Origin of the sequence: Autumnicola patrickiae, from assembly GCF_031846525.1 — a bacterium.
Lineage (GTDB): Bacteria > Bacteroidota > Bacteroidia > Flavobacteriales > Flavobacteriaceae > Autumnicola > Autumnicola patrickiae.
In genome coordinates this window covers 37137-63216 of sequence record NZ_JAVRHM010000015.1, presented here as the reverse complement: position 1 = coordinate 63216, position 26080 = coordinate 37137, and the positions used below count along the sequence as shown (strand labels likewise).

The following is a 26080-nucleotide window of genomic DNA, read 5'->3' as shown; positions in this document are numbered from 1 at the left end:
GAATTATGTGTGGAATTGTAGGTTATATTGGCCACAGGGATGCTTATCCCATAGTTTTAAAAGGACTTCAGCGATTAGAATACCGTGGGTATGATAGCGCCGGAATTGCCTTATTTGAGGAGGGTGAACTTAAGCTTTGTAAGACAAAAGGAAAAGTTTCAGACCTCAAAGAGAAAATGGAAAATTCCATTGATTTATCTGGAAATGTAGGAATTGGTCATACACGTTGGGCTACTCATGGGGAGCCCAATGATGTGAATTCCCATCCACACTATTCAAATTCCGGAGACCTTGTGATAATTCATAACGGAATTATAGAAAATTACGATTCTCTTAAAAAGGAACTTAAAAAACGAGGTTACAGCTTTAAGAGTGAAACAGATACGGAGGTTCTTGTTAACCTTATTGAAGATGTAAAACTAAAGGAAGGGGTTAAACTCGGCAAGGCAGTGCAAATAGCGCTAAACCAAACAATTGGTGCTTATGCAATTGCGGTTTTTGATAAGAATAAACCAGATGAAATAGTGGTCGCAAGGTTGGGTAGCCCTCTTGCAATAGGTGTTGGCGAAGAAGAATTCTTTGTAGCGTCAGATGCTTCTCCTTTTATTGAATTCACAAACAACGCAATTTACCTGGAAGATGGTGAGATGGCAGTTGTTCGTCTTCATAAAGGAGTGAAAATTAGAAAAATTAAAGATGACGCACTTGTGGATCCTTATGTTCATGAACTTCAGATGAACCTGGAGCAAATAGAAAAAGGAGGTTACGAACATTTCATGCTTAAAGAGATCTACGAGCAGCCAAGTGCTATAAGTGATACTTATAGGGGTAGGATGTTACCAGACCAGGGTATAATTAGAATGGCGGGTGTAGATGATAATATTGAACGAATTTCCAATGCCCGAAGAATCCTTATTGTTGCCTGCGGAACCTCATGGCATGCAGGGCTTGTTGCAGAATATATTTTCGAAGACCTTGCAAGGATACCTGTAGAGGTAGAATATGCTTCAGAATTTAGGTACAGGAATCCAATAATTTCAGAAAATGATGTGGTAATTGCTATTTCCCAGAGTGGGGAAACGGCAGATACTATGGCTGCTATAAAACTGGCTAAAGAAAAAGGTGCTTTTGTGTTTGGGGTGTGTAATGTCGTTGGCTCTTCAATTTCAAGGGAAACGCATGCAGGTGCTTACACTCATGCCGGTCCGGAAATAGGAGTGGCTTCAACTAAAGCTTTTACCACACAAATTACAGTTTTAACTCTAATGGCTTTAAAGCTTGCGAAGCATAAAGGAACAATTTCTAATTCAGATTTCCGTTTCCATCTGCAGGAGCTGGAAAGAATTCCGGAGAAAGTGAAAGAAGCGCTTAATTCTGACGAGCATATTCGTGGAATTGCAGATATTTATAAAAATGCAACTAATTGTCTTTATCTGGGAAGAGGTTTTAATTTCCCGGTTGCGTTGGAAGGAGCTTTAAAACTAAAAGAGATTTCCTATATACATGCTGAAGGATATCCCGCAGCAGAAATGAAGCACGGACCTATTGCCCTTATCGATGAGCAAATGCCAGTGGTGGTAATTGCTACCAAGAAAGGACATTACGAAAAAGTTGTAAGTAATATCCAGGAGATTAAATCCAGAAAAGGAAAAATAATTGCTGTGGTGACTCATGGCGATACCGAAGTTCGTGAACTTGCAGATCATGTTATTGAAGTACCGGAGACCATGGAATCTCTTACGCCGCTTCTTACTACAATTCCGTTGCAGTTACTTTCTTACCACATAGCAGTAATGCTTGGAAAAAATGTAGATCAACCAAGGAATCTGGCTAAATCTGTTACTGTAGAGTGAAAATTGGCTGTAAAAGCTAGAGAAATTATAGGAAGTAAATGCTGTTTAATTCTGTCGAATATTTAGTTTTTCTTCCTGTAGTTTTTATATTATACTGGTATTTAAATAGCAAAGCTCTTGTAGCTCGAAATGTTCTATTACTTCTTAGCTCCTACTTCTTTTATGGTTGGTGGGACTGGAGATTTTTACTTTTGATTCTTCTTTCTACGGTTGTGGACTATTTTTGCGGCATCTACATTGAGAAAGGAAATACAAAGAAACTTAAATTAATATTTCTGTGGTTAAGTATCTCTACCAATCTAGGAATCTTAATTTTTTTTAAATATTTTGGGTTTTTTATTGAATCCTGGATCAGTTTACTCAATTCTTTAGGATATCAGGCTGTTTCTTACTGGACTATGAATATTGTTCTTCCAGTAGGTATTTCTTTTTATACCTTCCAAACTTTATCTTATACTATAGATGTATATAAAAGGAAAATTCCTGCAGAAAAAGATTTTATAGCTTTTAGTGTCTTTGTTTCTTTCTTTCCTCAATTAGTTGCAGGTCCAATAGAAAGAGCAAAAAGTCTTCTTTCTCAAATTAAAAAAAGGAAAAATTTTAAATATTCCCAGGGAGTATCTGGTCTGCGATTAATTTTGTGGGGGTTTTTTAAAAAGATCGTCATCGCTGATTCTTTAGCTCCTCATGTGGATAGAATATTCTCAAATTATTCCAATCTACACGGGGGTATCCTTTTCCTGGGCGTAATTTATTTTGCTTTTCAAATCTATTGCGATTTTAGCGGATATTCAGATATCGCAATAGGTACTGCGAAATTATTCGGGATCAATCTTATGGTGAATTTTAGATTTCCATACTTTTCAAGGAATATCAGTGAGTTCTGGAGACGTTGGCATATATCTCTTACAACTTGGTTCAGGGATTATCTTTATATTCCTCTCGGTGGATCCAAAATCTCAAAAATAAATAGTGTAAGGAATGTTTTTATTGTTTTTGCAGTAAGTGGACTGTGGCATGGTGCAAATTGGACTTTTTTGATGTGGGGGGTAACACATGCTGTATTTTATCTGCCTTTTTTTTTAACAAAGAAAAATTCCAGATTTTCCAAAATAGTAGCCTGGGAAAGATATCTACCTACTATAAAGGAAGTACTTCAAATAATAACAACATTTTTTATAATTTGTCTTGGTTGGATTTTCTTTAGAAGTGAAACTATTTCTGATGCTTTCCGTTATATTGAAAGAATGGTTTTTGATTTTCATATCCCATATAGTTATCGTTCAGGAATCGAATATGTGGTAATAATAGTAATTTTAGATTGGCTGCTGAGAAAGGATGAAAATGGCGATTTGTCTGTATTGGATGAGATAAACCGTATTTTTAGATGGGTTATATACCTGTTTTTCGGTTTTTGGGTAATGAGCTCTTTTAACACTTACGAAGCCCCTTTCATTTACTTTCAGTTCTAGATGAAACAATTTATAAAACATATTTTTATTTTTTTAGGTTTTGTTTTTTTAGTTCTATCGTTCGAATATTTTATGTCGGGTGTTTATAGGGATTTCAGAAGACCAGGTACAAACTTGTTCTATGATACTTTTTTCTATCCTAATGAAAATGTGTCTTCATATGTATTACAGGAAGATTTATCGAAGAAAGAGCGTAAAACCAATCTTATTACAGATCCTTTTGGTAATAGGAATAGCAGTAATTTTAATAACCTCGACATATTAATCTGTGGGGACTCTTTTTCCAGTTTGGTTATGCTTAAGCAAGACGAGACAATTCAGGCTCATATAAATTCCAAATCAGATTATAAAGCTAATGCTATTAGGATAAAAGGTAGTTTGAGTTTTGCAAATAACCTCAAATATGTATCCGATAGATACCCTAAGCCAAAACTATTAGTGTATGAAATTATAGAAAGAAATATGCACGCTATTTCTGTACCTGATGTAGACTTTTATATTCAATTTGAAAACGAAAGGGAGATTAGAAAAAATATAGTTTTGCATTCTGTCCAAAAATTTCTAAATGAAGGGTTAGATCTTCCATCAGTTGCTAATTTGAAGTACCAGCTACAGCGTATAGATAAACAATACCCGAAATCCAATGGTGGGGAGGGGATTTCTTTTTTTGAGGGTAAGGCTGCTAAAAGATATTCAGATAAAGAATTAGCTAAACTGGCAGAAGATATTGAAAGAATGCAAATGATTTGCAGGAAAATGGACATGGAATTTCTGTTTTTAGCTATTCCGAATAAAGAAACTGTTTTCCATGATTTGCTGTCAATGGAAAAGAAGCCAGATAATTTGTCAAGGCTATTCTCTATATTAAGCCATAAAGAAGTGAACTATTTAAATGCCGAAGAGATATTAACCTCCTCTAAATATAACACATACCTTAAAGGAGACACTCATCTTAGTAATCTCGGTAGTTCTTTGATCTCAGAGGGTATTATACGGTTTTACTCCGAGCTTTAAGTTCGCTTATAGAGTAATTCTTTATTAAAAATATAACTTCTCCTTGTGCAATATAGTATAGAGAAATGTTTTATGTAATTTTCTGGTATGAGCTTTTACAACTATTCTCAAAATATTATTGCTTCTGGAAAAAGGTACAGAAGATGATTCTTAGAATAAAAAGTCTTTTTGCATTTCTACGCTTTATCACGTCATATATTATAAAAAAACTTCTTTATTGCGGTATATGAATTTATAAAGAAAAAACTATCTTTGCACCCTGAAATTTACCTCTTTCAGGTTTAGGGAATTATTAATCAGGCCTGTAGGTTTTTTCATATTTAAATATTAAAACAATAAAGAATTAGATAATGTCTAAAGTCACAGGTAAAGTTGCTCAAATTATTGGTCCTGTAGTTGATGTTTCTTTCGACTCAGAAAATGCTGAACTGCCAAGGATTTACGACTCTTTGGAAATTACAAGAAAAGACGGTTCCATTCTGGTACTGGAAGTTCAATCTCACATTGGTGAAGATACTGTAAGAACTGTTTCCATGGATTCTACAGATGGATTGAGTAGAGGTGTGGAAGTAGTTGCCACAGGATCAGCAATTCAAATGCCGGTTGGTACAGATGTGTACGGCCGTTTGTTCAACGTTATTGGTGACGCCATAGATGGTCTGGGGAATCTGCCAAAAGCAGGAAAAGACGGACTGCCAATTCACCGTGAAGCACCAAAATTTGAAGATTTATCTGTTTCTACAGAAGTTCTATTTACAGGTATAAAAGTGATCGATCTGATTGAGCCTTATTCAAAAGGGGGTAAAATTGGTCTTTTTGGAGGTGCCGGGGTAGGTAAAACCGTACTTATTCAGGAACTTATTAATAACATAGCGAAGGGTCATGGTGGACTTTCTGTATTTGCGGGAGTTGGTGAGAGAACGAGAGAAGGAAACGACCTTTTGAGAGAAATGCTTGAATCTGGTATTATTAAATACGGAGAAGATTTTATGCAATCTATGGAAGAAGGTGGATGGGACCTACAAAAGGTTGATAAAACCGCGATGAAGGATTCTAAAGCAACTTTCGTTTTTGGACAAATGAACGAGCCACCTGGAGCACGTGCGCGTGTTGCTTTATCTGGACTTACCATTGCAGAATATTTCCGTGATGGAGCCGGGGAAGGGCAGGGGAAAGACGTTCTTTTCTTCGTAGATAACATTTTCCGTTTTACACAGGCAGGATCAGAGGTGTCAGCACTTCTTGGACGTATGCCTTCTGCGGTAGGTTATCAGCCAACTCTGGCAACAGAGATGGGTGCGATGCAGGAGCGTATTACTTCAACTAAAAATGGATCCATTACATCTGTACAGGCGGTTTACGTACCTGCAGATGACTTGACAGATCCGGCGCCGGCAACAACGTTTGCCCACCTGGATGCAACAACGGTACTTTCCCGTAAAATTGCCGAGCTGGGTATCTATCCTGCTGTAGATCCATTGGATTCTACTTCGAGGATTCTTACACCAGATATTCTTGGTGACGATCATTATAACTGTGCGCAACGGGTAAAAGAGCTATTACAGCGATACAAAGAATTACAGGATATTATTGCTATTCTTGGGATGGAAGAACTTTCTGAAGAAGATAAGCAGGCAGTATCCCGTGCAAGACGAGTACAGCGTTTCCTTTCACAGCCTTTTCATGTAGCCGAACAGTTTACTGGTTTAAAAGGTGTGTTGGTTGATATTAAAGAAACTATTAAAGGTTTTAATATGATCATGGATGGCGAGTTAGATCACCTTCCGGAAGCCGCTTTTAACCTTAAAGGTACTATTGAAGAAGCTATTGAAGCAGGAGAAAAAATGCTTGCTGAAGCATAAATAGTAATGAGTATAGAGTAGTTAGTGTGAATCTAACTACTCTATACTCAATTCTTACTACTAAAAAAAAAATATGTATTTAGAAATAGTTACTCCTGAGGCAGTGGTTTTTAGTGCTGAAGTGGATGCGGTAAAAGTACCCGGGCACGATGGCGAATTTCAGATGCTTAACAATCACGCACCTATCGTCTCAACCCTTACTAAAGGAGAAGTGAAAATAAATCTCACTGGTTCTTCAACGGAAAAGCTTCACAAGAGTGTCAGAAAATCATCATCAGACTCTAAAGAGCTATTTTATGATATTGATGGAGGGGTTTTAGAGTCAAAAGATAATAAGGTGATTATTTTAGCTGATTAAGTTTTAAAAAATCATTAGAATAAAAGAAGCCTGTTGTGAATCCACAACAGGCTTTTTATTTTTTAAACGTATGTGAGAACCTGGTGCTGAAAATGCCAAATTTCGCCATCCACTTTAAAAGTCGGGCTCAAAATCTCTCATTTTGTTGTTATTCATCTACTTCTGAATATTTTTTTAATCATTTTCACTGTGATTGTAGCCGTTGTGCTCAGTTTTCGGCTCCGAAATATTATTTTATACCGATAATTGCCATTTTGAAGGTTCTCTATTATTCAGAATACTTCAGTAGCAGAAATAGGCTTCCGATTTTTAGTTAGTTATAGTTATACCTTCAAAATGCCAATTACTTGTGTTCAATTAAATAATCATGCATTCTATTCCTCAGGGTTCACTGCTCCTGCACCTTTCAGAAATCTGCATTATCGAATGTTAAAACTAAGTATTTTTCATGGTGAATTCGACGTAGAAAATATTGTTTTGTTCTTTATTTAGCTTGATGATCTTAAAAAGCGTCTACTATCTTACATAATTTGATGAATTTTAAGGAACCTGATGATAATTATACAAAATAAAAGAAGAATTTTCCTATCCATCTAATCCGATTTTTTACAGGTTTAAGTATTTCCATAAAATCGAAAAACTTAAATAATACTACTATATTTGTCTGAACACTGAACTTTTTTTGAAAATATGCTAGCAGCAATACTCTTAGGGTTTATATTTGCTTTTTTTCTAATTTTTGCAGGAAAATTATTCAAGGGAAAATTTTCTGTACTTGCTTCCCTGGTTCCGCTAGGATTATTTATCTATTTCTGCAGATTTATTCCAGCCATTTCCAACGGAGAAGTTATCAGAAGATCCTATGAGTGGGTGCCGTCGTTTGGTGTAAACCTAAGTTTTACCCTGGACGGTCTTTCATTGCTATTCTCATTAATGATTACAGGTATTGGCTTCCTTGTATTCGCCTATACTTCAGCTTATCTCAAGAATCATGAATACCTGGATAGATTTTACGGCTATCTGAGTGCTTTTATGGGAGCGATGCTCGGGCTGGTACTTTCAGATAATGTTATTTCTTTATTTACTTTCTGGGAACTCACGAGTATAAGTTCCTTTTTCCTGATCGGTTTTAATAATACCAATCCCGCATCTAGAAAATCGGCTTTAACAGCATTGGGAATTACCGGAATTGGTGGTTTGTTCCTGCTGCTTGCAGGTTTAGTACTGGGAAATATTTCCGGTACTTATTCAATTTCCGAAATGCTTTCCATGAAGGAGGCTATTGCGGGACATGAATATTATGTTCTTGCAGTTGTTTTTATTTTTGTTGCCGCTTTTACAAAGTCTGCGCAATTTCCTTTTCATTTTTGGCTTCCGGGAGCGATGAAGGCCCCTACACCGGTTTCTACGTATCTCCACTCGGCAACTATGGTGAAAGCTGGAATTTATCTTTTAATGAGATTTACACCGGTTTTGGGGGATCAGGATATCTGGAACACCACCCTTATAATTGTTGGTGCGGTAACTATGGTTTATTCAGCAATACATACACTTTTCAGAACGGATTTGAAGGGAATACTTGCCTACTCCACAATTTCGGCGTTAGGAATCCTTGTCTTTCTGGTCGGGATGGGTACCCGTGACACACTTTTGGCTGCGGCCGTTTTTATCATCGTACACGCATTATACAAAGCGACGTTATTCCTTATCACGGGTATTATTGATCATGAAACAGGCACAAGGGACATAACTGCCTTGTCTGGACTTCGAAAGGTGCTAATGCCGGTAGCTATCGCCGGATTTCTAGCAGCTGTATCCAGTGCCGGGATTCCTCCGAGTATCGGTTTTTTAGGAAAAGAACTTACGTATGAAGGTACTCTTCATTCTGAGACTTTTAACTATATCTTAATCGGTTCTATTGTATTAACTAAGATTCTACTATTCTATGCTGGTTTTGTTGCCGGACTCAAACCCTTTACCGGGAAATTACCGGAAAAGTTTTCCAACCTGCATATGCCAGGGCCCTTAATGTGGGTGCCTCCGGTATTTTTAGCCCTATTGGGGATGACTTTTGGGATTTTCCCCGCGCTTATTCAGGATTCGATCATAAAACCGGCAGTGACTGCTTTGGGGGCCAATGCACAGGATGTCCATCTGGCACTGTGGCATGGCTTTAATACAGCCTTTATTCTAAGTTTGGTTACCATTGTTGTTGGGGCTATTCTATATTTTGTTTTAAAACCTTCAGCTAAACTGGAATCTTTTATTGGTAAATTTGAATCTGTTTCACCAAAAAGTATCTTGGAAAGGATCAACGGAGTTTTTGTCATTTTTTCCAGATTCTGGACCAACACTTTTCAGAATGGTTACCTCCGTAATTATGTCTCTACCATTGTTTTCTTTCTTGTGGTACTGGTAGGATACACTATGATAGGAAATACCAAACTTAATATTGACTACGCGTCCCTTTCAAAAGTCACTTTCTATGAAGCCGCGGTAACGCTGATTCTTATATTCGGAGTTTTTTATACCGTTTTCACGAAATCCAGGCTTGCAGCTGTAGCCGCGATGGGAGTGGTAGGATTGGCAATTTGTCTTTTGTTTGTTTTTTACAGCGCACCAGATCTTGCGATGACGCAATTTTCTATTGATACTTTAACGGTTATTCTGTTTGTATTGGTACTATATAAATTACCGAGATATCTGGAGTTGGCAGATTATAAGGTGAGGATTAAAGATGGGATACTTTCTATTGCTTTTGGCACTGTAGTGGCAATTTTAGCATTGGAAGTTTTATCTGAGCCGGTACATACTGAAGTTGGAGATTTTTACGCGAAAAATGCTTATGTTCTTGCTCATGGAAAGAACGTGGTAAATGTAATTCTGGTAGATTTTAGGGGGTCTGATACTTTTGTAGAAATTTCTGTGCTTGCTATTGCTGCAATTGGAGTTTTTGGTCTGTTGAAGTTGCGATTAAAAAGTTCAGATCGCGTAAAATAAACCTTAAAATAGCTATTTCAAATTAAAAAGAATGAAAACTTTAATATTAAAAACAGCATCAAATTATCTTTTACCGCTACTATTGCTGTTTTCTGTATTTATATTATTACGAGGTCATTACCTTCCCGGAGGAGGTTTTGTGGGTGGTTTAATAGCGGCAATTGCTTTTGTCCTTCATTCCTTTGCCAATGGTTTAAATAATACAAAAAACCTTCTAAGAATACACCCCGGTTTCCTGATGCCCATTGGTCTCGCATTATCTTTTTTAAGCGGAATGACTCCGGTTCTCTTTGCAGACATGCCTTTTATGACAGGTCTTTGGATGCATGGCGATGTTCCGGTGTTGGGTTCTATTGGTTCTGCTTTATTTTTTGATATAGGAGTGTATCTGGTAGTAATTGGAGTTACTCTTACTATAATTTTTACAATATCAGAATCTGCATAAATGGAAATACTTATAGCAATAATAATAGGTGTGCTTTATGCTTCAGGAATTTATATGATCCTGCGGCGTAGCCTGGTAAAGCTTATTATTGGGATTATACTTTTTGGAAATGGAGCTAACCTTTTAATTTTCCTATTAGGAAGGATTACCAAGGGGGCTCCGCCGATAATTCCTGGAGAGTCCGATGTATTTGTGGAAGCATATGCAGATCCCGTTCCCCAGGCGTTAATATTAACTGCTATTGTTATAAGTTTTGGTCTTCAATCTTTTGCTATAATTTTGGTGAGAAGGGCGCACAAGGTAGTTAAAACCGACGATTTAGATGAAATGAACGCAACCGACGAAGATTCATGACACAACAATTAATTATATATCCTTTATTTCTACAGATTCTGCTTGCGATTTTGTTGATGTTCTTTTGGAACAGGATTAATTCTCAGCGCATCATTAGTATTCTAGGAAGTACAATAAATCTGGGAATCTCTATCTGGTTGTTTGCTGCTGTATGGGAACATGGAACTTACACTGTGCAGGCAGGGAATTGGGAAGCTCCATTCGGGATTACATTTGTTGCAGATATGCTTTCGGCTACTCTGGTGCTGTTAACCGGTATTTCAGGATTGGCAGTATCTGTATTTTCTTCGGGTTCCATTATCCCGGACAGGTTGCGGTTTGGGTATTTTCCGATATTTCACTTTTTGTTACTTGGATTAAATGGGGCGTTTTTAACCGGAGATATTTTCAACTTGTATGTATGGTTTGAGATAATAATTATTAGTTCGTTTGTTCTTATAACTATTGGAGGGGAAAAAGCACAATTGGAAGGTGCTGTAAAATATTTCACGATGAATATTCTGGCCTCGATGATCTTTCTTACTGCCATAGCAGTTCTATATGGATTAACCGGAAGCCTCAACATGGCCGATCTCGCAGGTAAAGTTGCTGCAATAGAAAATCGTGGTTTGGTCGAGGTTACTGCTATTTTGTTCCTGATAGGCTTTGGAATAAAAGCAGCCGTTTTTCCGCTGTATTTCTGGTTGCCGGCATCTTATCATACTCCTCCTTCTGCAGTTTCAGCAATTTTTGGTGGTTTGCTTACTAAAGTAGGGGTCTATGCTTTAATCAGGATTTTTACTTTGATTTTTGTTGGAGATGCATTTTTGGATCAAATTTTAGTGGTTATAGCTATACTTACCCTGTTTAGTGGGGGTATTGGAGCGTTGGTTCAGAATAACGTTCGGAAAGTATTTTCGTATCTTATAATTTGCCATATTGGATACATGATTGCGGGTCTGGGAATGTTTACTGAAGTAGCTATAGCAGGAACGATATTCTATTTGATTCACGATATTGTGGTAAAGACAAACCTGTTTATGGTAAGTGGGTTAATCTATAAAATTAAAGGATCAAATAGTATGCGGGCACTGGGCGGCTTTTACGGAGAATATCCCAAACTGAGCCTGCTTATCTTCATTCCGCTGTTTTCCCTGGTGGGAATACCACCGCTGTCGGGATTCTGGCCTAAAATTTCCCTGATTAATGCAGGTTTTACAAACGAAAGCTACTGGACTATTGGCGCTATAATTTTTGCGAGTTTTATTACACTTGTAGTCATAGCGAAACTATGGGCAGAGGTTTTCTGGAAAACACCAGAGGACCGGCCAAGAATTGCCAGCTTTGAATATTTTAATGAAATAAGTAAATTAAGGAAAATTCAATTTATAGTTCCAATTGCATTCCTTAGCTTGGTTTCACTATACATTGGCTTTGGAGCAGAGCATATTCAGTTGCTTTCTTCAAGAATAGCTGAGGAATTAGTAGATAATCAACAGTATATTGATGCTGTTTTAAATAAACAGGAAACACTAAACTAATGAAAGGAAGGTTTGTATCAAACATATTGCTAACCTTTGTGTGGGTGGCCTTAACAGGGAATTTTGCATTTGCCAATTACCTGTTTGGCTTTGTGCTGAGTTTCTTTATCCTTTGGGTGATTACCAGTGCCAACGGAAAAGGCGATTCTAAATATTTTACATTACTTCCTAAGATCATCAGTTTTATCTTCTTCTTTTTCTATGAACTTTTTAAAGCAAACCTGCAGGTCGCATACGAAGTAGTTACACCTGGTTTTAGAATGACGCCGGGAATTGTAAAAGTGCCGCTTACCATACAAACCGACCTGGGGATAACATTCCTGGCTAATATGATATCACTTACACCAGGTACACTGAGTTTAGATGTTTCCAATGATAAAAAGGTTTTGTATGTACACTCTATGTATATAACCGATAGAGAAGAATTTATAAGCGGGATAAAAAACGGTTTTGAAAAACGTATACTCGAAATTTTGCAATGACGCTAACAGAATATTTATATTATATCATCCTACCAATACTGGCATTTTCGGTATTGCTTATTTGTTATAGGTTTTTAAAAGGGCCTACTATTGCAGATAAGATTATCGCCCTGGATGTTCTAATAACCACAGGAATAGGTATTATAGGTGTGTACAGCATTGTTCACGGCAGGTCAACCTTTTTGGATATCGCCATGATCCTTGCCTTAATTGCATTTTTAAGTACAGTGGCTTTTTCTTATTACCTGGAAAAACGAAACAGAAAAAAATGAGTTCAATATTAATTGTAATTTTAGTAACCTTAGGTACCCTTTTCGTACTCTTATCGGCTATTGGGTTGGTTAGAATGCCAGATACCTATATGCGAATTTCTGTAAATACCAAAGCAGCAACCCTTGGTGTGGGACTAATCCTGGTGGGAACAGCAATCTTCTTTAATGATCTGTCTACAACTTCAAGAAGCCTTGTGATTATTCTGTTTGTATTTTTAACCGCGCCGGTAAGTGCGCATCTCATTGGGAGAGCCTCTTATTTTATGGGGGTTAAGATGTGGAAAAATTCAATAGTGGACGATCTGGAAGGAAAATATCAGAAACACTCCCACGTTTTAAAAAGCGAATCTGATGACACACCAGATGATAATGAGAATTATCGCGACAAGGATGATGAATTATTATAATTCTGATTCTTTTTCTTTCTCCTCATCAGACATTAATTTTCTTTCAATAAAGCTGAAACCCAGATTAATCCCCAGCACCAGAACGCTTAAAGCAATAAGCTCTTCAAAAAGTCCAAAGCCAGCCACACAACCAACCGCAGCACTACACCAGGTAGTGGCTGCAGTGGTAAGACCTTTTACATCTTTACCGCGCTGTATAATGGTGCCTGCCCCAATAAAGCCAATACCTACTACTACCTGCCCAAGCACACGGGTTATGTCAACTTCATCATTACCAAGAAATCTTAGTGAAAGTAAAATAAATACGCAGGATCCTACTGCCACAAGGCAATTTGTTCTTAAACCTGCACTTTTACCTTTTACTTCACGCTCCAATCCAATAACTAAACCGGCGACCGCAGCTAATCCTATTCGTAGAGCAAATTCTTGCCAATCCATATCATCAGACTTTTCTAAAGTTGTAATTTTGTTTCATGTCCAGACATCCTTTAAATTTAGAGAAAAGGCTTGAAAATAGAAAGAAAGACGCGGCTTTTCGCACTTTAGGCGAAGCTAATGATCTCGTGGATTTTTCTTCAAATGATTACCTCGAATTTTCTTCTTCTAAAGAAATATTTAATGCTACGGAAGAAATCCTGAAGAGTTACAATCTTTTTAAAAACGGTGCTACAGGTTCAAGATTGCTCTCGGGAAATCACAATTTATATACTGTTACTGAAGATTTTCTGAAGGATTTTTACAAATCTGAAGCTGCACTTATCTTCAATTCTGGATATGATGCCAATATTGGGCTTTTTTCGGTGGTGTCTCAGCGGGGGGATTTTATATTTTATGATGAACTTGTGCACGCTTCCATTCGGGATGGAATAAAAATGAGTAATACCAAATCTTACAGTTTTCGGCATAACGATCTTGAAGACCTTAAGAGGAAAATCAGCAGGCTTGAAATGGCAAATTTTGATATTTTTATTGCTACGGAATCTGTTTTTTCTATGGATGGCGACTCTCCAGACTTAAAATCGCTTTCGAATTATGCTTCGGAAAATAATTTCTTTCTGATTGTAGATGAAGCTCATGCTACAGGCGTTTTTGGACAAAAAGGAGAAGGTTTGGTTCAGGAATTGGAGCTGGAAAACGGCGTTTTTGCCAGAATTGTCACTTTTGGTAAGGGAATGGGCTGTCACGGTGCAGCAATATTAGGTAGTAATACGCTAAAGGATTATCTAATTAACTTTTGCCGGAGTTTTATTTTCACCACTGCCTTGCCACCGCATGCTTTAGCCACTATTTTAAGCGCCTATCAAAATTTGGCAAATATCGGCCTGCAGGATCTTCAGCGGTTAAAAGGTAATATTGAATACTTTAAAGGTCAGCTTAAAATTCAGGATTTGGAAACTTATTTTATTGCCAGCGATTCTGCAATTCAGTCGTGTGTTATTCCGGGTAATACAGAAGTTAAATCAGCTGCTGAAAAGCTTCAAAAGCACGGATTTTCAGTAAAACCAATTCTGTCACCAACAGTGCCCAAAGGAAAGGAAAGATTGCGGTTTTGCCTGCATTCTTTTAATTCCGAAGAAGAGATTCAAAAAGTTATAAAATCACTTTCAGAAATAATATGAAACATAAATATTTTGTCACCGGGATTGGAACCGAAGTAGGAAAAACCATTGCTTCAGCAATTATTACCGAAGCTTTGCAAGCCGATTACTGGAAACCGATCCAGGCGGGAGATTTAGAAAACTCCGACACCCATAAAATCGAAAAACTTATTAGTAATTCCAGAACGGAATTTCATCCAAATTCCTTTGCACTAAAGAAGCCAATGAGTCCGCATGCTGCGGCGGCAATAGATAAGGTTAAAATCACTTCAGAAGAAATTAAGGAGCCGCGGACAGATAATCATCTGGTAATTGAAGGAGCCGGCGGACTTCTGGTGCCGATCAACGACCACGATACAATAGCAGATCTTATTAAACCCGATTACCGGATCATCCTGATTTCCCGGCATTATCTTGGAAGTATTAATCACACGCTTTTAAGCCTGGAGCTTCTTAAAAGTCGCGGACTCGAATGCTTCGGAATAATTTTTAGCGGGGATGAAAATCCAACTTCCGAAGAAATTATAAAGAAGATGGGAAAGGTGCCGATAATTGGAAGAATTGAGCACGAACCTTACTTTGACCGGAATGTGGTAAAGGAGTATGCGGAAATTTTTAAATGTAAATTATAAAGTTTTAGCGAAAGACCTGACAGGTTTTTAAAACCTGTCAGGTCTGAATAAGAAATAATATGGCCGACCTTAAACAAAACATAGAGGAACAAAACCTCTCAGAAAGAGATAAAAAACACCTTTGGCACCCTTTAACGCAGCACAAAATTTCCCCGGAAATGCTGGCGATAGAAAAAGCAAAAGGTGCAAAACTGTATGATGAAGCGGGTAAGGAATATATCGATGGCATTGCCTCCTGGTACACCTGCATGTACGGCCATTGTAACGAATTTATAACTTCACGGGTGGCAGAGCAGATGCAAAAGCTGGATCAGGTGGTTTTTAGCGGATTCACACACCGGCCCGCGGTAGAACTTTCTGAAGCTTTAATGAAGATTTTACCTGCCAATCAGCAGAAATTATTTTTTAACGACAACGGTTCTACAGCAACAGAAATTGGGATAAAAATGGCGTTGCAGTACCATCACAACCAGGGCAACGACCGCAAGGTGATGCTGGCTTTTGAAGATGGTTTTCATGGTGATACTTTTGGCGCAATGTCAGTTTCAGGCCTTTCGGTTTACAACGGTGCTTTTGAAGATCATTTTATAGAAGTGGTGCGCATTCCCACGCCAGACGGCACCAATAATTCTGCAGTTATCGATAAACTAAAAAAGTTGATTTCAGAAAATAATCTTGCCGGGTTTATTTATGAGCCTTTGGTGCAGGGCGCTGCGGCTATGAAAATGTATGATGCAGAAGGTTTGGAACAAATCCTTCAAATATGTAAACAGCATGAAATTATTTGTATTGCAGACGAGGTGATGACGGGTTTTGGAAAGACAGGAAAGTATTTTGCTTCAGATTATCTGGAGGCGCAACCGGATATCGTATGTATGTCCAAAGCACTTACCGCGGGACTTTTGCCAATGGGGCTTACTTCCTGCACCCAGGCAGTTTATGATGCATTTTATTCAGATGATATTGCGAAGGGGCTTTTTCACGGCCATACGTATTCGGCTAATCCGCTCGCTTGTACCGCGGCTTTGGCGGGAATAGAATTGCTTACTTCTAAAGATATTCAGGAAGATATTTCCAGAGTAATAAAGTCGCATCAGGATTTTAATGCAAGGATAAAGGATCATCCAAAAGTCACCAATGCGAGGCAACTCGGAGTGATTTACGCATTTGAGCTGAATGTAAAGATGGAGCGCTATGGAAATCTTCGGAATCAATTATTTAAACATTTTATGGACGGCGGAATCTTCCTGCGACCGCTTGGGAACACGGTTTATATTCTTGCACCTTACATCATTTCTAATGAGGAATTAAACAAAATTTATAGTTCCGTAGAAGAAGTTCTGGAGAAATTCGGAAACTGAAAATTTAACTTTTACGGCTAAAAAATCCTGACTTTCGTATTCTTTTATTTGCTTAATTTATAAGAACGAATTCTGAAAGTTATGATGCATCCCGATACGGAAGTCCGATTTATTAGTGATGAAATAGGTTACGGTGTAGTAGCTAAAAAGTTGATTCCTAAAGGAACAATAACCTGGGTGCAGGACGATTTAGATCATATTTACACGCTCGAAGAGGTGGAGACTATGAGCTCTTTTGCCCGGGAAATGCTTGATAAATATACTTTTAGAAATAGTAAGGGCAATTTTATTTTATGCTGGGACATTTCCAAATATGTGAACCATAGCTTTCGGTCAAACTGTCTTTCTACGGCTTACGATTTTGAAATTGCCATTCGTGATATCCAAAAAGATGAAGAGCTTACTGATGATTATGGATATTTGAATGTAACGGAAGAATTCAAGGCTAAGGATGAAGGAACTTCCCGTACAACTGTGTACCCGGACGATCTTCTTAATTTTCATGAGGACTGGGACCGGCATTTGCAGGAAGCTTTTCTACAGCTAAATAAAATTCCTCAACCTCTTAAAATTTTAATTTCTGTGGAAGTTCAGCAGGAAATAAAGCAGGTTTTAGATGGCGATAGGGAAATGAAGTCTATACTTAATTGCTATTATTCTGGAAAGTAATTAATTCAGTTAAACTTTTTGGCCCAAAATTTAGCAGAAGAAGCCTTAGGGCTTATTTTTGTCTAAAATTCAGGATTTGAAAAAATCGATTTCAATTACTTCAATGGCTTCAGTTTCTCCACTGGGGAAAACTTCAGAAGAAAATTGGGAGAACTATTTAAATCTGAAGCATCACCTTTCAAAAGGTAATTTCGGAGAGAATGAGGCTTATGCGGGTTTTCTTCCGAAGAAACTCGCCGAAGAGGTAGAAAAGTTACGTGCTGAAAATGTCAATTATCGGCATATAGATAAGTCAGTGTTGTTTGCAATCCTTTCCGCAAGGGAAGCAATGAAAAAAGCCGGATGGGAGAATGATAAGAACATTGGGATTAATATTGGAAGTTCACGGGGCGCTACCGAGCTTTTTGAGAAATATCATACATCGTTTCTGGAAAACGGAAAAGGAGAAACACTCGCTTCTCCAACCACGACACTGGGAAATATATCTTCCTGGGTTGGACAGGATCTCGAAACCACAGGCCCGGAGTTTTCCCACAGCGTCACTTGTTCTACCGGACTGCATGCTGTACTGAATGGCATTGCATGGATACAGGCAGAACTATCTGATAAATTCCTGGTGGGAGGCAGTGAAGCAGCTTTAACGCCCTTTACAATGGCGCAGATGAAGGCAATGAAGATTTATGCTTCAGAAGATTTGGATTATCCGTGCCAGGCACTTAATATGGATAAATCCCGGAATTCTATGGTGCTTGGTGAAGGTGCAGCAATGATTTGCATGGAAGCGGGCAATGCTGCAAATGCAATTGCACAAATCACCGGAATGGGCTATGCGACCGAGAAACTGAAACACAGCGTTTCAATTTCGGCAAACGGAGAATGTATGCAGGATTCCATGAAAATGGCCATGGCAGGAAAAGATCCTTCAGATATTGATGTTGTGGTGACCCATACACCGGGAACTATAAAAGGAGATTTAGCCGAAATAAATGCAATTAAGGAAGTTTTTGGAAAGGAACTGCCGGCGATTACCTGTAACAAATGGAAGATAGGGCATACTTTCGCGGCATCTGGAAACCTGAGTCTTGAAATGGCCATTTTGATGCTTCAGCACCAGCAATTTCTTCCGGTTCCTTTTTCAGAATTTGATAAAGTTCCGCAGAAACTGGAAAATATACTTGTAAATGCTGTGGGTTTTGGGGGCAACGCGGTTTCAATATTGGTAAGTAGGTAAACTGGGGCAAACCGGAGAGAAAATATTTGAAGGTCTAAAGCATTTTCACCTGAAGCCTGGATGTGCTAAATCTCACTTAGTGAGTAAATCTCAAATTCTTTAGCAGAGGAAGGCTAATAAACTTCAGTTTTAGTTATTTTTGAATACAAATTAAATTTTCATGGCTACAAAACACGACTGGACCAGGGAGGAAATCCTTAAGATATATAATAAACCTTTGATGGAGCTACTTTATGAAGCGGCTACTATCCACAGGCAACATCACGATCCTAATACAGTTCAGGTTTCAACATTATTGTCTATAAAAACCGGAGGCTGCCCCGAAGATTGCGGATACTGTCCCCAGGCAGCAAGATATCATACAGATCTGGAAGGAAACGACCTTATGAGTGTAAACCAGGTAAAGGCGCAGGCACTAAGGGCTAAAGCAGCCGGGAGTTCCCGTGTTTGTATGGGTGCGGCATGGAGAAATGTGAAAGACGGGGAAGAGTTTGACGATGTGCTGGAAATGGTGCGCACCATCAACAAACTGGAAATGGAGGTTTGCTGTACGTTGGGAATGCTTACAGAGAACCAGGCGCAGCGTCTTGCAGAGGCAGGACTTTACGCTTATAACCATAATTTGGATACTTCAGAAGATTATTATAAAGAGGTGATTTCCACCAGGGGTTTTGATGACAGGTTAAAAACCATCGATAATGTTAGAAAAACGAATGTAACCGTTTGTAGCGGCGGAATTATTGGAATGGGGGAAAGTGCAGAAGACCGTGCAGGAATGCTGGTAGCGCTTTCTACTTTGAATCCGCAACCGGAATCGGTACCAATCAATGCGCTTGTTCCTGTAGAAGGAACTCCAATGGAAGAGCAGGAGCCTGTTTCGATATGGGAAATGGTGCGAATGGTGGCGACTGCAAGAATTGTAATGCCGGAAACACAAGTTAGATTATCTGCCGGAAGAACCCAAATGAGCAGGGAAGGGCAGGCAATGTGCTTTTTTGCAGGGGCAAACTCGATTTTTGCCGGTGATAAGCTTCTTACCACACCAAATCCAGATGTAAGTGAAGATATGGAGATGTTCAAGGCATTAGGATTAAATCCGCAGAAGGCTTTTGAGAAAAAAGAGCAGCCAAAAAGCGTAGATGCTGAACATTCGCAGTATAAAAACCTTGGGGAAAAGCCAAAATGGTCAAGACCCGGTCATAAAATTGAAAGAAACCTTCAGGCCCAGGAGAAACGTAAGACTAAAGCATGATAATTGCCATTTTGGAGCATGCACTAATTTTTAGCAATTCCATAACCGAGAAAATCAGTAAGATAAAAGAGGGAATTTTTATATAATTTTCCTCTTTTTTTTCTTCAGATCTAACTGAATTTACGCTTCTTTTTCTAAGAATTAACCTCCTTTTATATAAAAATAGAAGTTTATCATTAAATTTGCACGCACTTTCGAAGGGGTGCATTAAAACTTTCCTTTTACTTCGGAAGAGAGCATTTAGAAGAGTGAAACCGGAACAGCAGAACTATAACCAATACGCATAAGTATAGAAATTAACTGATGATGAGCGATGGCCTACAACTTGCGGAAATTCCAAGGGAAAAGCGAATTTCTAAAGCTGATTTTCTTAAAAAATACGTGCGCCCTCAAAAGCCGGTAGTGATTGAGCAGCTTATAGAAGACTGGCCGGCCTATGAAAAATGGAATCTTGAATATATAGATGAAGTTGCGGGAGATAAAATTGTGCCGCTTTACGACGACAGGCCAATATCTTCGGAATACAAGTTTAATGAGCCGCATACGAAAATGAAAATGTCCGAGTACATTAAGTTGTTGAAATCAGGGCCCACAAATTATCGTATTTTTCTTTACCACATGCTCAAGGAAGTGCCGTCACTTCAGAAGGATTTCTGGTTTCCAGATTTGGGAGTACGGTTTTTAAAACAGCTTCCAACATTGTTTTTCGGAGGAGAGAATTCGAAGGTTTTTATGCACTATGATATCGATTTTGCAAATATTCTTCATTTTCATTTCCACGGAAAGAAACAATGTATCCTATTTCCTCCTTCAGAAAGCCAATACCTTTATAAAGTGCCACATGCACTTATTTCCCGGCAGGATATAGATTTTGTAAACCCAGATTTTGAAAAATTTCCGGCGCTGAAAAAAGCAAAAGGTTATATAACCGAATTAAATCACGGGGAAGCATTATATATGCCGGAAGGTTACTGGCACCAAATGACCTACTTAACTGCCGGCTTTTCTATGAGCCTGCGAGCCACACCAAGGAGTGTAACTAACTTCTCCAAGGCTGTCTATAATGTTTTTTTTATGCGCCATTTTGATAACTACATGCGCAAATGGAAAGGACAGAAGTGGATCGATTATAAGAATGAGCAGGCCATTAAAAAGACTCACCAGAAGAACAAAATTTAGCGGTAGGATTTTTCTGCACAAAAGGCATTTTTTAAAGTTTTCGAATTGTAAGACCAGGGATCAAGGTTTGCTTGCATACGTTAAACCTTGCTTAAGCAATGCCTAAAACTATCAGTAGATATTTTTATTTACTCCGGATTTTGGTGAACTTCATGAATAATAAAAAATCCAAGATATGAGTAAAGAGAAAAATAAGGAAATTCAAAAGAAATTTGGTGAGGCTGTAAATTCCGGGGACTTGGAAAATCTAAGGAACCTTGTAGCAGATGATGTTAAGGATCATGATCCTGCGCCAAATCAGGGACCCGGTCCACAAGGATATATCGACTTTTTTACGATGATGAGAAATGCTTTTCCCGATATGAAAACAGAAGTAGAGCAGTTAGTGGCCGATGAGGATAACGTCTCTTTTGCGTATACCTTAACAGGAACGCATAAAGGTGATTTTATGGGAGTTGCCGGTACCGGAAAATCCATTAAAGCACGAGGAATGCAAATTAGCAGGTTCGAAAATGGAAAAATGGTAGAGCGATGGGGAAGTAGCGATGAACTGGGAATTCTTAAACAAATAGGCGTAGAGCCAGTTTAAACATATAGAAATTAATTGATGTAATCATCAGTAATTTCATAAACAAGACTCGCCTCATAGCCTCTGCGGAGTAAGTGATCGGCGAGTTTTTTCTTTTTTTTAAAGGTATTGGGTTCCTTTATGAGCTTCGATTTCTTTTCGGCTACTTCATGTAGCGTAGAGAGGTAGTCTTTTTCCTCAATTTCAGTAAGGGCGAGTTTTATTATGGGATTAGAAATATCCTTCAGTTTGAGTTCCTGGTTTATCTTTACCCTTCCCCATTTTTTTATTCTGAATTTTCCGCGTACAAAACTTCTGGCAAAGCGTTCTTCATTTAAAAAATTATCCTGCATTAACTTAATGATGATTTGTTCCTGGGCTGCAGGAATCATATTCATTTCCTTCAGTTTTTCTTCTACTTCCTTATGTGACCGGTCGCGATAGGCACAAAACTGCATCAGTTTAACAGTAGCTTCTTTAACCGTGTAGGATTTATGTGTTTTATTCAAAGTTGAAATATTTGAAAGTTCAAAAGTAGAAAGAATAAAATATTTTCACCACACAGAAATCGACTGCAGGAAAGAATTCAGAAAAAATTTGAGAAGAGAAGAAATAGAGAAACAAAAAACGCCTCCCGAACTAACGAAAGGCGTTTCTGAAATTATATGATTACTTTCCCGTCTTTATCGTGAAAGTGGTATTCTAAATACGTGTAAGCGTCTCTAGGTAAAATTTTCACCCAACGTTTATGGTCCATAAACCATTGCGATCGGGGAGATGGAAAGCCTTTGGTTAAAAAGGCTGCAATAAATGGATGCGCACTTAAAGTAATCTTTTTGTGATCCTTCTTAAGTAACTTTTCAAAATCGGCCTTTATCTTGTTTATTAAAATGATTGGTGCCTCAATTTCACCAGTTCCACCGTTAGGATTTACCTCACGTGTTTTAATATTCATTTCGGGCCTTACGCGTTGTCTTGTAATTTGAATCAATCCAAATTTACTCGGTGGCAAAATTTTATGTTTTGCTCTGTCATCACTCATTTCGTTACGCAGATGGTCGAAGAGCTTCTTGCGATTTTCAGCTTTATTCATATCGATAAAGTCTACTACAATAATTCCTCCCATGTCACGAAGTCGTAACTGGCGGGCTATTTCGGTAGCACTTATCATATTCACCTCGAGTGCGGTATCTTCCTGGTTTCGTGATTTGTTGGACCGGTTTCCACTATTCACGTCTATAACGTGCATGGCTTCGGTATGTTCTATAACCAGATAGGCGCCTTTACTCATGGAGACGGTGCGCCCAAAAGAAGTTTTTATTTGTCTTTCGATACCGTATTTTTCAAAGATTGGTACATTGGATTGGTACAATTTTACAATTGATTCTTTTTCTGGGACGATCTCGCCCACATAATCTTTAATTTGCGTATAAAGCGCTTCTTCATCTACTATAATAGAAGTAAAGCTATCGTTAAAGATATCTCTTAACAGGGAAGAAGCCCTGTTTAATTCTCCTAATACTTTTGACGGATGATTCGGTTTATACAATTTTTTACACATTGCTGTCCAGCGCCCCATTAAATTTTGGAGATCTCTGTCCAGTTCTGCTACTTTTTTGCCTTCGGCTACGGTTCTTACAATAACACCAAACCCTTTAGGTTTAATGCTCTTAACCAATCTTTTTAATCGTTCTTTTTCTTCCTTGCTTTCGATTTTTTGTGAAACCGAAACCCGGTTGGAAAAAGGGACCAGCACTATATAACGTCCCGGGAGGGAAAGCTCTGAGCTTAACCTGGGACCTTTAGTGGAGATTGGTTCTTTTACTACCTGAACCAGTAGCGACTGATTTGATTTTAAGACATCGGTAATACTACCGTCTTTGTCTATGTCTTTTTCAAAAGAAAAATTCTGTAAAGAATAATCCTTCAGTTTACCTGTGCTTACACGTTTTATGAACTTAAGCAAAGAAGATACTTGAGGACCCAGATCGTGATAGTGTAAAAAACCATCTTTTTCATAACCAACATTTACAAATGCGGCATTTAGACCGGGGACAGCTTTTCTAATTTTGGCGATAAGTATATCACCAACATTAAATTTGTTGTCATCTTCTTCTTTGTTGAGTTCAATAAGTTTTCCATCTTTTGTTAAGGCAAAATCTACAGCAGAGGATTCGGACCGGATAATTAATTCTTTGTCCACTCTTTTAGATTTTAATCTATACCTGCCAAAGCAGACACAGATGGATTAAACATTATTTTCTCACAGGGTTTTCAATCCTGAAGAAACTAAAACCACAAGGGCCTAAGTTTCGATTTCAATGAACGTTTTAAAATAAAAAAAGTAGTTTTAGAACTACTTTTTCTTGTGACGGTTAGCTCTTCTTCTTTTTTTACGCTTGTGCGTGGCTACCTTATGTCTTTTTCTTTTTTTACCACTTGGCATAGTGTTTACTTTTTAATTAATAATTCTTTGTTGGTTTCTGTTTCCAATTAGAAACAGTTATTCTTTCACCTCTACATTACTTTTAACACCTTCTACAAAAATCTTTGCAGGTTTAAAAGCAGGAATGTTATGAGCTGGTATTTTAATAGTAGTGTTCTTAGAAATATTTCTTCCGGTTTTCTCTGCTCTTGTCTTAACAACAAAGCTTCCAAAACCTCTCAAATATACATTATCTCCACTTTCCAGGGAAGTTTTAACTTCTTCCATAAAGGATTCAATAGTAGCCTGAACATCTCCTTTTTCCATTCCTAATTTTTCTGAAATGTTTGCTACGATATCTGCTTTCGTCATTTTCGTGCTATTTTATAATTGGGGTTTGAATTTTCAAGGGGGCAAATATAAGAATTATATCTTCAATATTTCAAGCCTAATACATTAAATAATAACGGAATAAAGATTTTATATTGCAGGCAGATGATTTGATGTATGGAATTTTCCAAGATATTGATTAACTGGTATTTACAAAATAAGCGAGAGTTGCCATGGCGTAAAACGAATGACCCATTTAAGATTTGGCTGAGTGAGATTATGCTGCAACAGACACGGGTGGAGCAAGGAATGCCGTACTATTTTCGGTTTATTGTAGCTTTTCCTACCGTTTTTGATCTTGCTGCAGCTTCCCAACAGGAAGTTTTGAAGTTGTGGCAGGGTCTTGGGTATTATTCGAGAGCCAGGAATTTACACGACACAGCAAAATACGTTTCAAATGAATTGGGAGGGAAATTTCCCGACAGCTATAAAGGTCTTCTTAAGTTAAAGGGAATTGGCGATTATACCGCCAGTGCAATTGCTTCTATTTGTTATGATGAGCCGGTGGCAGTGGTAGATGGAAACGTTTACCGGGTCCTGGCTAGATATTTTGGCAGTGCTACGCCGATAAATTCTTCCGAAGGCATTAAAGAATTTAAGGCTCTGGCTACTGAATTGCTGGACAGAGATAATCCTTCAGCTTTTAACCAGGCTTTAATGGAGTTTGGGGCGCTGCAATGCAAACCTAAGAATCCTTTATGCGTTACTTGTCCTTTTAATAATAGTTGTCTTGCATTAAGGGATAACAGGATTTCAGAATTACCTGTAAAGCTGAAAAAGGGCAAAATCAGGCATCGGTATTTTAATTACCTGGTTTTCAATTCCGAAGAGAATACAACGCTTCTGCACCAAAGAAAGGGGAAGGGGATTTGGAACGGCTTGTATGAGTTTCCGTTAATTGAAACAGAAAAGCAGCTGACTGCAGCAGAATTTCTTTCTGAAGAAGAATTGCAGCAAAAAGTGGGTGCAAATGCTGTTGTTAGATTATATAATGAAAAGCCTGTAGTGCATAAATTATCCCATCAGCATATTTATGCACGTTTTTGGATAATTGAGCCGCAGAAAGTATTTGAAAATGCTATTCCTATATCGAAAATTGCCAAATATCCGGTTCCGGTTTTGATTCAGAATTTCCTTAATGAATATGAGCCTGCTGACTACTGAAGAAAATTTCTTTAAATTTTATAACTTTTACATTATTAAGCCGCTGAATTTTTCAGTATTTTACATTATAATTGAAAACTTACATTTTTAAAAATAGAAAGTAATGACAGGAACACTTAACAAAGTAATGCTCATTGGGCATACAGGAGATGATGTAAAAATGCATTATTTTGAAGGTGGTGGCGTTATTGGCCGTTTTCCCCTGGCAACAAACGAAAGTTACACCAACAGGACCACCGGGGAAAAGGTAAGTAATACGGAATGGCACAATGTTGTGGTACGGAATAAGGCTGCAGAAATTTGTGAGAAATACCTTAAGAAAGGAGATAAAGTTTATGTAGAAGGTCGCATAAAAACCCGTAAGTGGCAGGATGAGCAGGGAAATGAAAGATATTCTACTGAAGTCCAGTGTACTGATTTTACTTTTCTTACTCCTAAAGGTGAAAGTAGTTCAGAAAGTCATTCGCAAAATTCACCTATTTCAGAAACAAAAAGCCAGTCAAAAAATGATAACTTTGCAAATCAACCGATTGGTCAAAACGAAGAGGAAGACGATTTGCCATTCTAGAGTT

The 26080-nt window shown here is 38.0% G+C and carries 26 protein-coding genes; 22 read left to right on the top strand and 4 right to left on the bottom strand.

Annotation, left to right across the window (positions count from 1 at the left end):
- The first annotated feature begins 5 nt into the window (after window positions 1-5).
- The 12 genes from glmS (at window position 6) to mnhG (ending at window position 13039) form a co-directional block, all read left to right on the top strand.
- Window positions 6-1853: a glutamine--fructose-6-phosphate transaminase (isomerizing) gene (gene glmS / locus RM549_RS13215; RefSeq protein ID WP_311685590.1), complete on the top strand. Its 1848-nt coding sequence runs from the start codon at window positions 6-8 to the stop codon at window positions 1851-1853.
- A gap of 398 nt (window positions 1854-2251) precedes the next feature.
- Window positions 2252-3325 (top strand): MBOAT family O-acyltransferase, encoded by a 1074-nt coding sequence (locus RM549_RS13210; protein ID WP_349254674.1) that lies wholly within the window; start codon window positions 2252-2254, stop codon window positions 3323-3325.
- The gene (locus RM549_RS13205; protein ID WP_311685586.1) at window positions 3326-4339 is read left to right on the top strand and encodes an alginate O-acetyltransferase AlgX-related protein; all 1014 of its coding nucleotides are present in this window, start codon (window positions 3326-3328) and stop codon (window positions 4337-4339) included.
- 350 nt (window positions 4340-4689) lie between these two features.
- Window positions 4690-6201: a F0F1 ATP synthase subunit beta gene (gene atpD / locus RM549_RS13200; RefSeq protein ID WP_311685584.1), complete on the top strand. Its 1512-nt coding sequence runs from the start codon at window positions 4690-4692 to the stop codon at window positions 6199-6201.
- A gap of 73 nt (window positions 6202-6274) precedes the next feature.
- Window positions 6275-6559, top strand: a complete 285-nt coding sequence (locus RM549_RS13195) for a F0F1 ATP synthase subunit delta/epsilon (protein ID WP_311685582.1) — start codon at window positions 6275-6277, stop codon at window positions 6557-6559.
- A 690-nt stretch (window positions 6560-7249) separates the two neighbouring features.
- On the top strand, window positions 7250-9559 hold the full coding sequence (locus RM549_RS13190) for a putative monovalent cation/H+ antiporter subunit A (protein WP_311685580.1): 2310 nt from the start codon (window positions 7250-7252) through the stop codon (window positions 9557-9559).
- Window positions 9560-9590: 31 nt separating this feature from the next.
- Window positions 9591-10004: a Na+/H+ antiporter subunit B gene (locus RM549_RS13185; RefSeq protein WP_311685578.1), complete on the top strand. Its 414-nt coding sequence runs from the start codon at window positions 9591-9593 to the stop codon at window positions 10002-10004.
- Window positions 10005-10358 (top strand): Na+/H+ antiporter subunit C, encoded by a 354-nt coding sequence (locus tag RM549_RS13180; protein ID WP_311685577.1) that lies wholly within the window; start codon window positions 10005-10007, stop codon window positions 10356-10358.
- Window positions 10355-11878, top strand: a complete 1524-nt coding sequence (locus RM549_RS13175; protein ID WP_311685575.1) for a proton-conducting transporter transmembrane domain-containing protein — start codon at window positions 10355-10357, stop codon at window positions 11876-11878. The genes RM549_RS13180 and RM549_RS13175 overlap by 4 nt, the downstream gene beginning before the upstream one ends.
- A complete protein-coding gene (locus RM549_RS13170; protein ID WP_311685573.1) occupies window positions 11878-12360 on the top strand; it encodes a Na+/H+ antiporter subunit E in 483 nt (160 codons plus the stop codon). Before RM549_RS13175 ends, RM549_RS13170 begins: the two co-directional genes overlap by 1 nt.
- Entirely contained in the window at window positions 12357-12632 is a 276-nt protein-coding gene (locus tag RM549_RS13165; RefSeq protein WP_311685571.1) for a cation:proton antiporter, read from the top strand. Before RM549_RS13170 ends, RM549_RS13165 begins: the two co-directional genes overlap by 4 nt.
- On the top strand, window positions 12629-13039 hold the full coding sequence (gene mnhG / locus RM549_RS13160) for a monovalent cation/H(+) antiporter subunit G (RefSeq protein ID WP_311685569.1): 411 nt from the start codon (window positions 12629-12631) through the stop codon (window positions 13037-13039). The genes RM549_RS13165 and mnhG overlap by 4 nt, the downstream gene beginning before the upstream one ends.
- On the opposite strand, the gene RM549_RS13155 is transcribed toward mnhG, so the two are convergent.
- Entirely contained in the window at window positions 13034-13477 is a 444-nt protein-coding gene (locus RM549_RS13155) for an MgtC/SapB family protein (protein ID WP_311685567.1), read from the bottom strand. The two genes, mnhG and RM549_RS13155, sit on opposite strands and share 6 nt — an antisense overlap.
- Window positions 13478-13512: 35 nt before the next feature.
- On the opposite strand from RM549_RS13155, the gene RM549_RS13150 reads away from it, so the two are divergent.
- The 8 genes from RM549_RS13150 (at window position 13513) to RM549_RS13115 (ending at window position 21550) form a co-directional block, all read left to right on the top strand.
- Entirely contained in the window at window positions 13513-14658 is a 1146-nt protein-coding gene (locus RM549_RS13150; protein WP_311685565.1) for an aminotransferase class I/II-fold pyridoxal phosphate-dependent enzyme, read from the top strand.
- Window positions 14655-15269: a dethiobiotin synthase gene (gene bioD, locus RM549_RS13145; protein ID WP_311685564.1), complete on the top strand. Its 615-nt coding sequence runs from the start codon at window positions 14655-14657 to the stop codon at window positions 15267-15269. Before RM549_RS13150 ends, bioD begins: the two co-directional genes overlap by 4 nt.
- A gap of 59 nt (window positions 15270-15328) precedes the next feature.
- Window positions 15329-16630 carry an adenosylmethionine--8-amino-7-oxononanoate transaminase gene (gene bioA, locus RM549_RS13140; RefSeq protein ID WP_311685563.1) on the top strand — a complete coding sequence of 434 codons (1302 nt, stop codon included), beginning with the start codon at window positions 15329-15331 and terminating at the stop codon, window positions 16628-16630.
- Window positions 16631-16711: 81 nt separating this feature from the next.
- The gene (locus tag RM549_RS13135; RefSeq protein ID WP_311685562.1) at window positions 16712-17299 is read left to right on the top strand and encodes an SET domain-containing protein; all 588 of its coding nucleotides are present in this window, start codon (window positions 16712-16714) and stop codon (window positions 17297-17299) included.
- 76 nt (window positions 17300-17375) lie between these two features.
- Window positions 17376-18530, top strand: coding sequence for a beta-ketoacyl synthase N-terminal-like domain-containing protein (locus tag RM549_RS13130; RefSeq protein WP_311685560.1), 1155 nt, complete (start codon window positions 17376-17378; stop codon window positions 18528-18530).
- Between the two features lie 160 nt (window positions 18531-18690).
- Window positions 18691-19782 (top strand): biotin synthase BioB, encoded by a 1092-nt coding sequence (gene bioB, locus RM549_RS13125; RefSeq protein WP_311685559.1) that lies wholly within the window; start codon window positions 18691-18693, stop codon window positions 19780-19782.
- Window positions 19783-20085: 303 nt separating this feature from the next.
- Window positions 20086-20961: a cupin-like domain-containing protein gene (locus RM549_RS13120; protein ID WP_311685557.1), complete on the top strand. Its 876-nt coding sequence runs from the start codon at window positions 20086-20088 to the stop codon at window positions 20959-20961.
- Between the two features lie 175 nt (window positions 20962-21136).
- Window positions 21137-21550, top strand: a complete 414-nt coding sequence (locus RM549_RS13115; RefSeq protein WP_311685554.1) for an ester cyclase — start codon at window positions 21137-21139, stop codon at window positions 21548-21550.
- An 11-nt stretch (window positions 21551-21561) separates the two neighbouring features.
- Here RM549_RS13115 and RM549_RS13110 read toward each other — a convergent pair whose 3' ends face one another.
- The 3 genes from RM549_RS13110 to RM549_RS13100 all read right to left on the bottom strand — a co-directional run bounded on the left by RM549_RS13110 (window position 21562) and on the right by RM549_RS13100 (window position 24326).
- Entirely contained in the window at window positions 21562-21987 is a 426-nt protein-coding gene (locus tag RM549_RS13110; RefSeq protein WP_311685676.1) for a regulatory protein RecX, read from the bottom strand.
- Between the two features lie 203 nt (window positions 21988-22190).
- Window positions 22191-23732, bottom strand: a complete 1542-nt coding sequence (locus RM549_RS13105; protein WP_311685553.1) for an Rne/Rng family ribonuclease — start codon at window positions 23730-23732, stop codon at window positions 22191-22193.
- 300 nt (window positions 23733-24032) lie between these two features.
- Window positions 24033-24326 carry an HU family DNA-binding protein gene (locus tag RM549_RS13100; protein WP_311483323.1) on the bottom strand — a complete coding sequence of 98 codons (294 nt, stop codon included), beginning with the start codon at window positions 24324-24326 and terminating at the stop codon, window positions 24033-24035.
- Window positions 24327-24461: 135 nt separating this feature from the next.
- On the opposite strand from RM549_RS13100, the gene mutY reads away from it, so the two are divergent.
- Together mutY and RM549_RS13090 are read left to right on the top strand one after the other, a co-directional pair.
- On the top strand, window positions 24462-25508 hold the full coding sequence (mutY, locus tag RM549_RS13095; RefSeq protein ID WP_311685550.1) for an A/G-specific adenine glycosylase: 1047 nt from the start codon (window positions 24462-24464) through the stop codon (window positions 25506-25508).
- Between the two features lie 103 nt (window positions 25509-25611).
- A complete protein-coding gene (locus RM549_RS13090) occupies window positions 25612-26076 on the top strand; it encodes a single-stranded DNA-binding protein (RefSeq protein WP_311685548.1) in 465 nt (154 codons plus the stop codon).
- Window positions 26077-26080 lie beyond the last annotated feature (4 nt).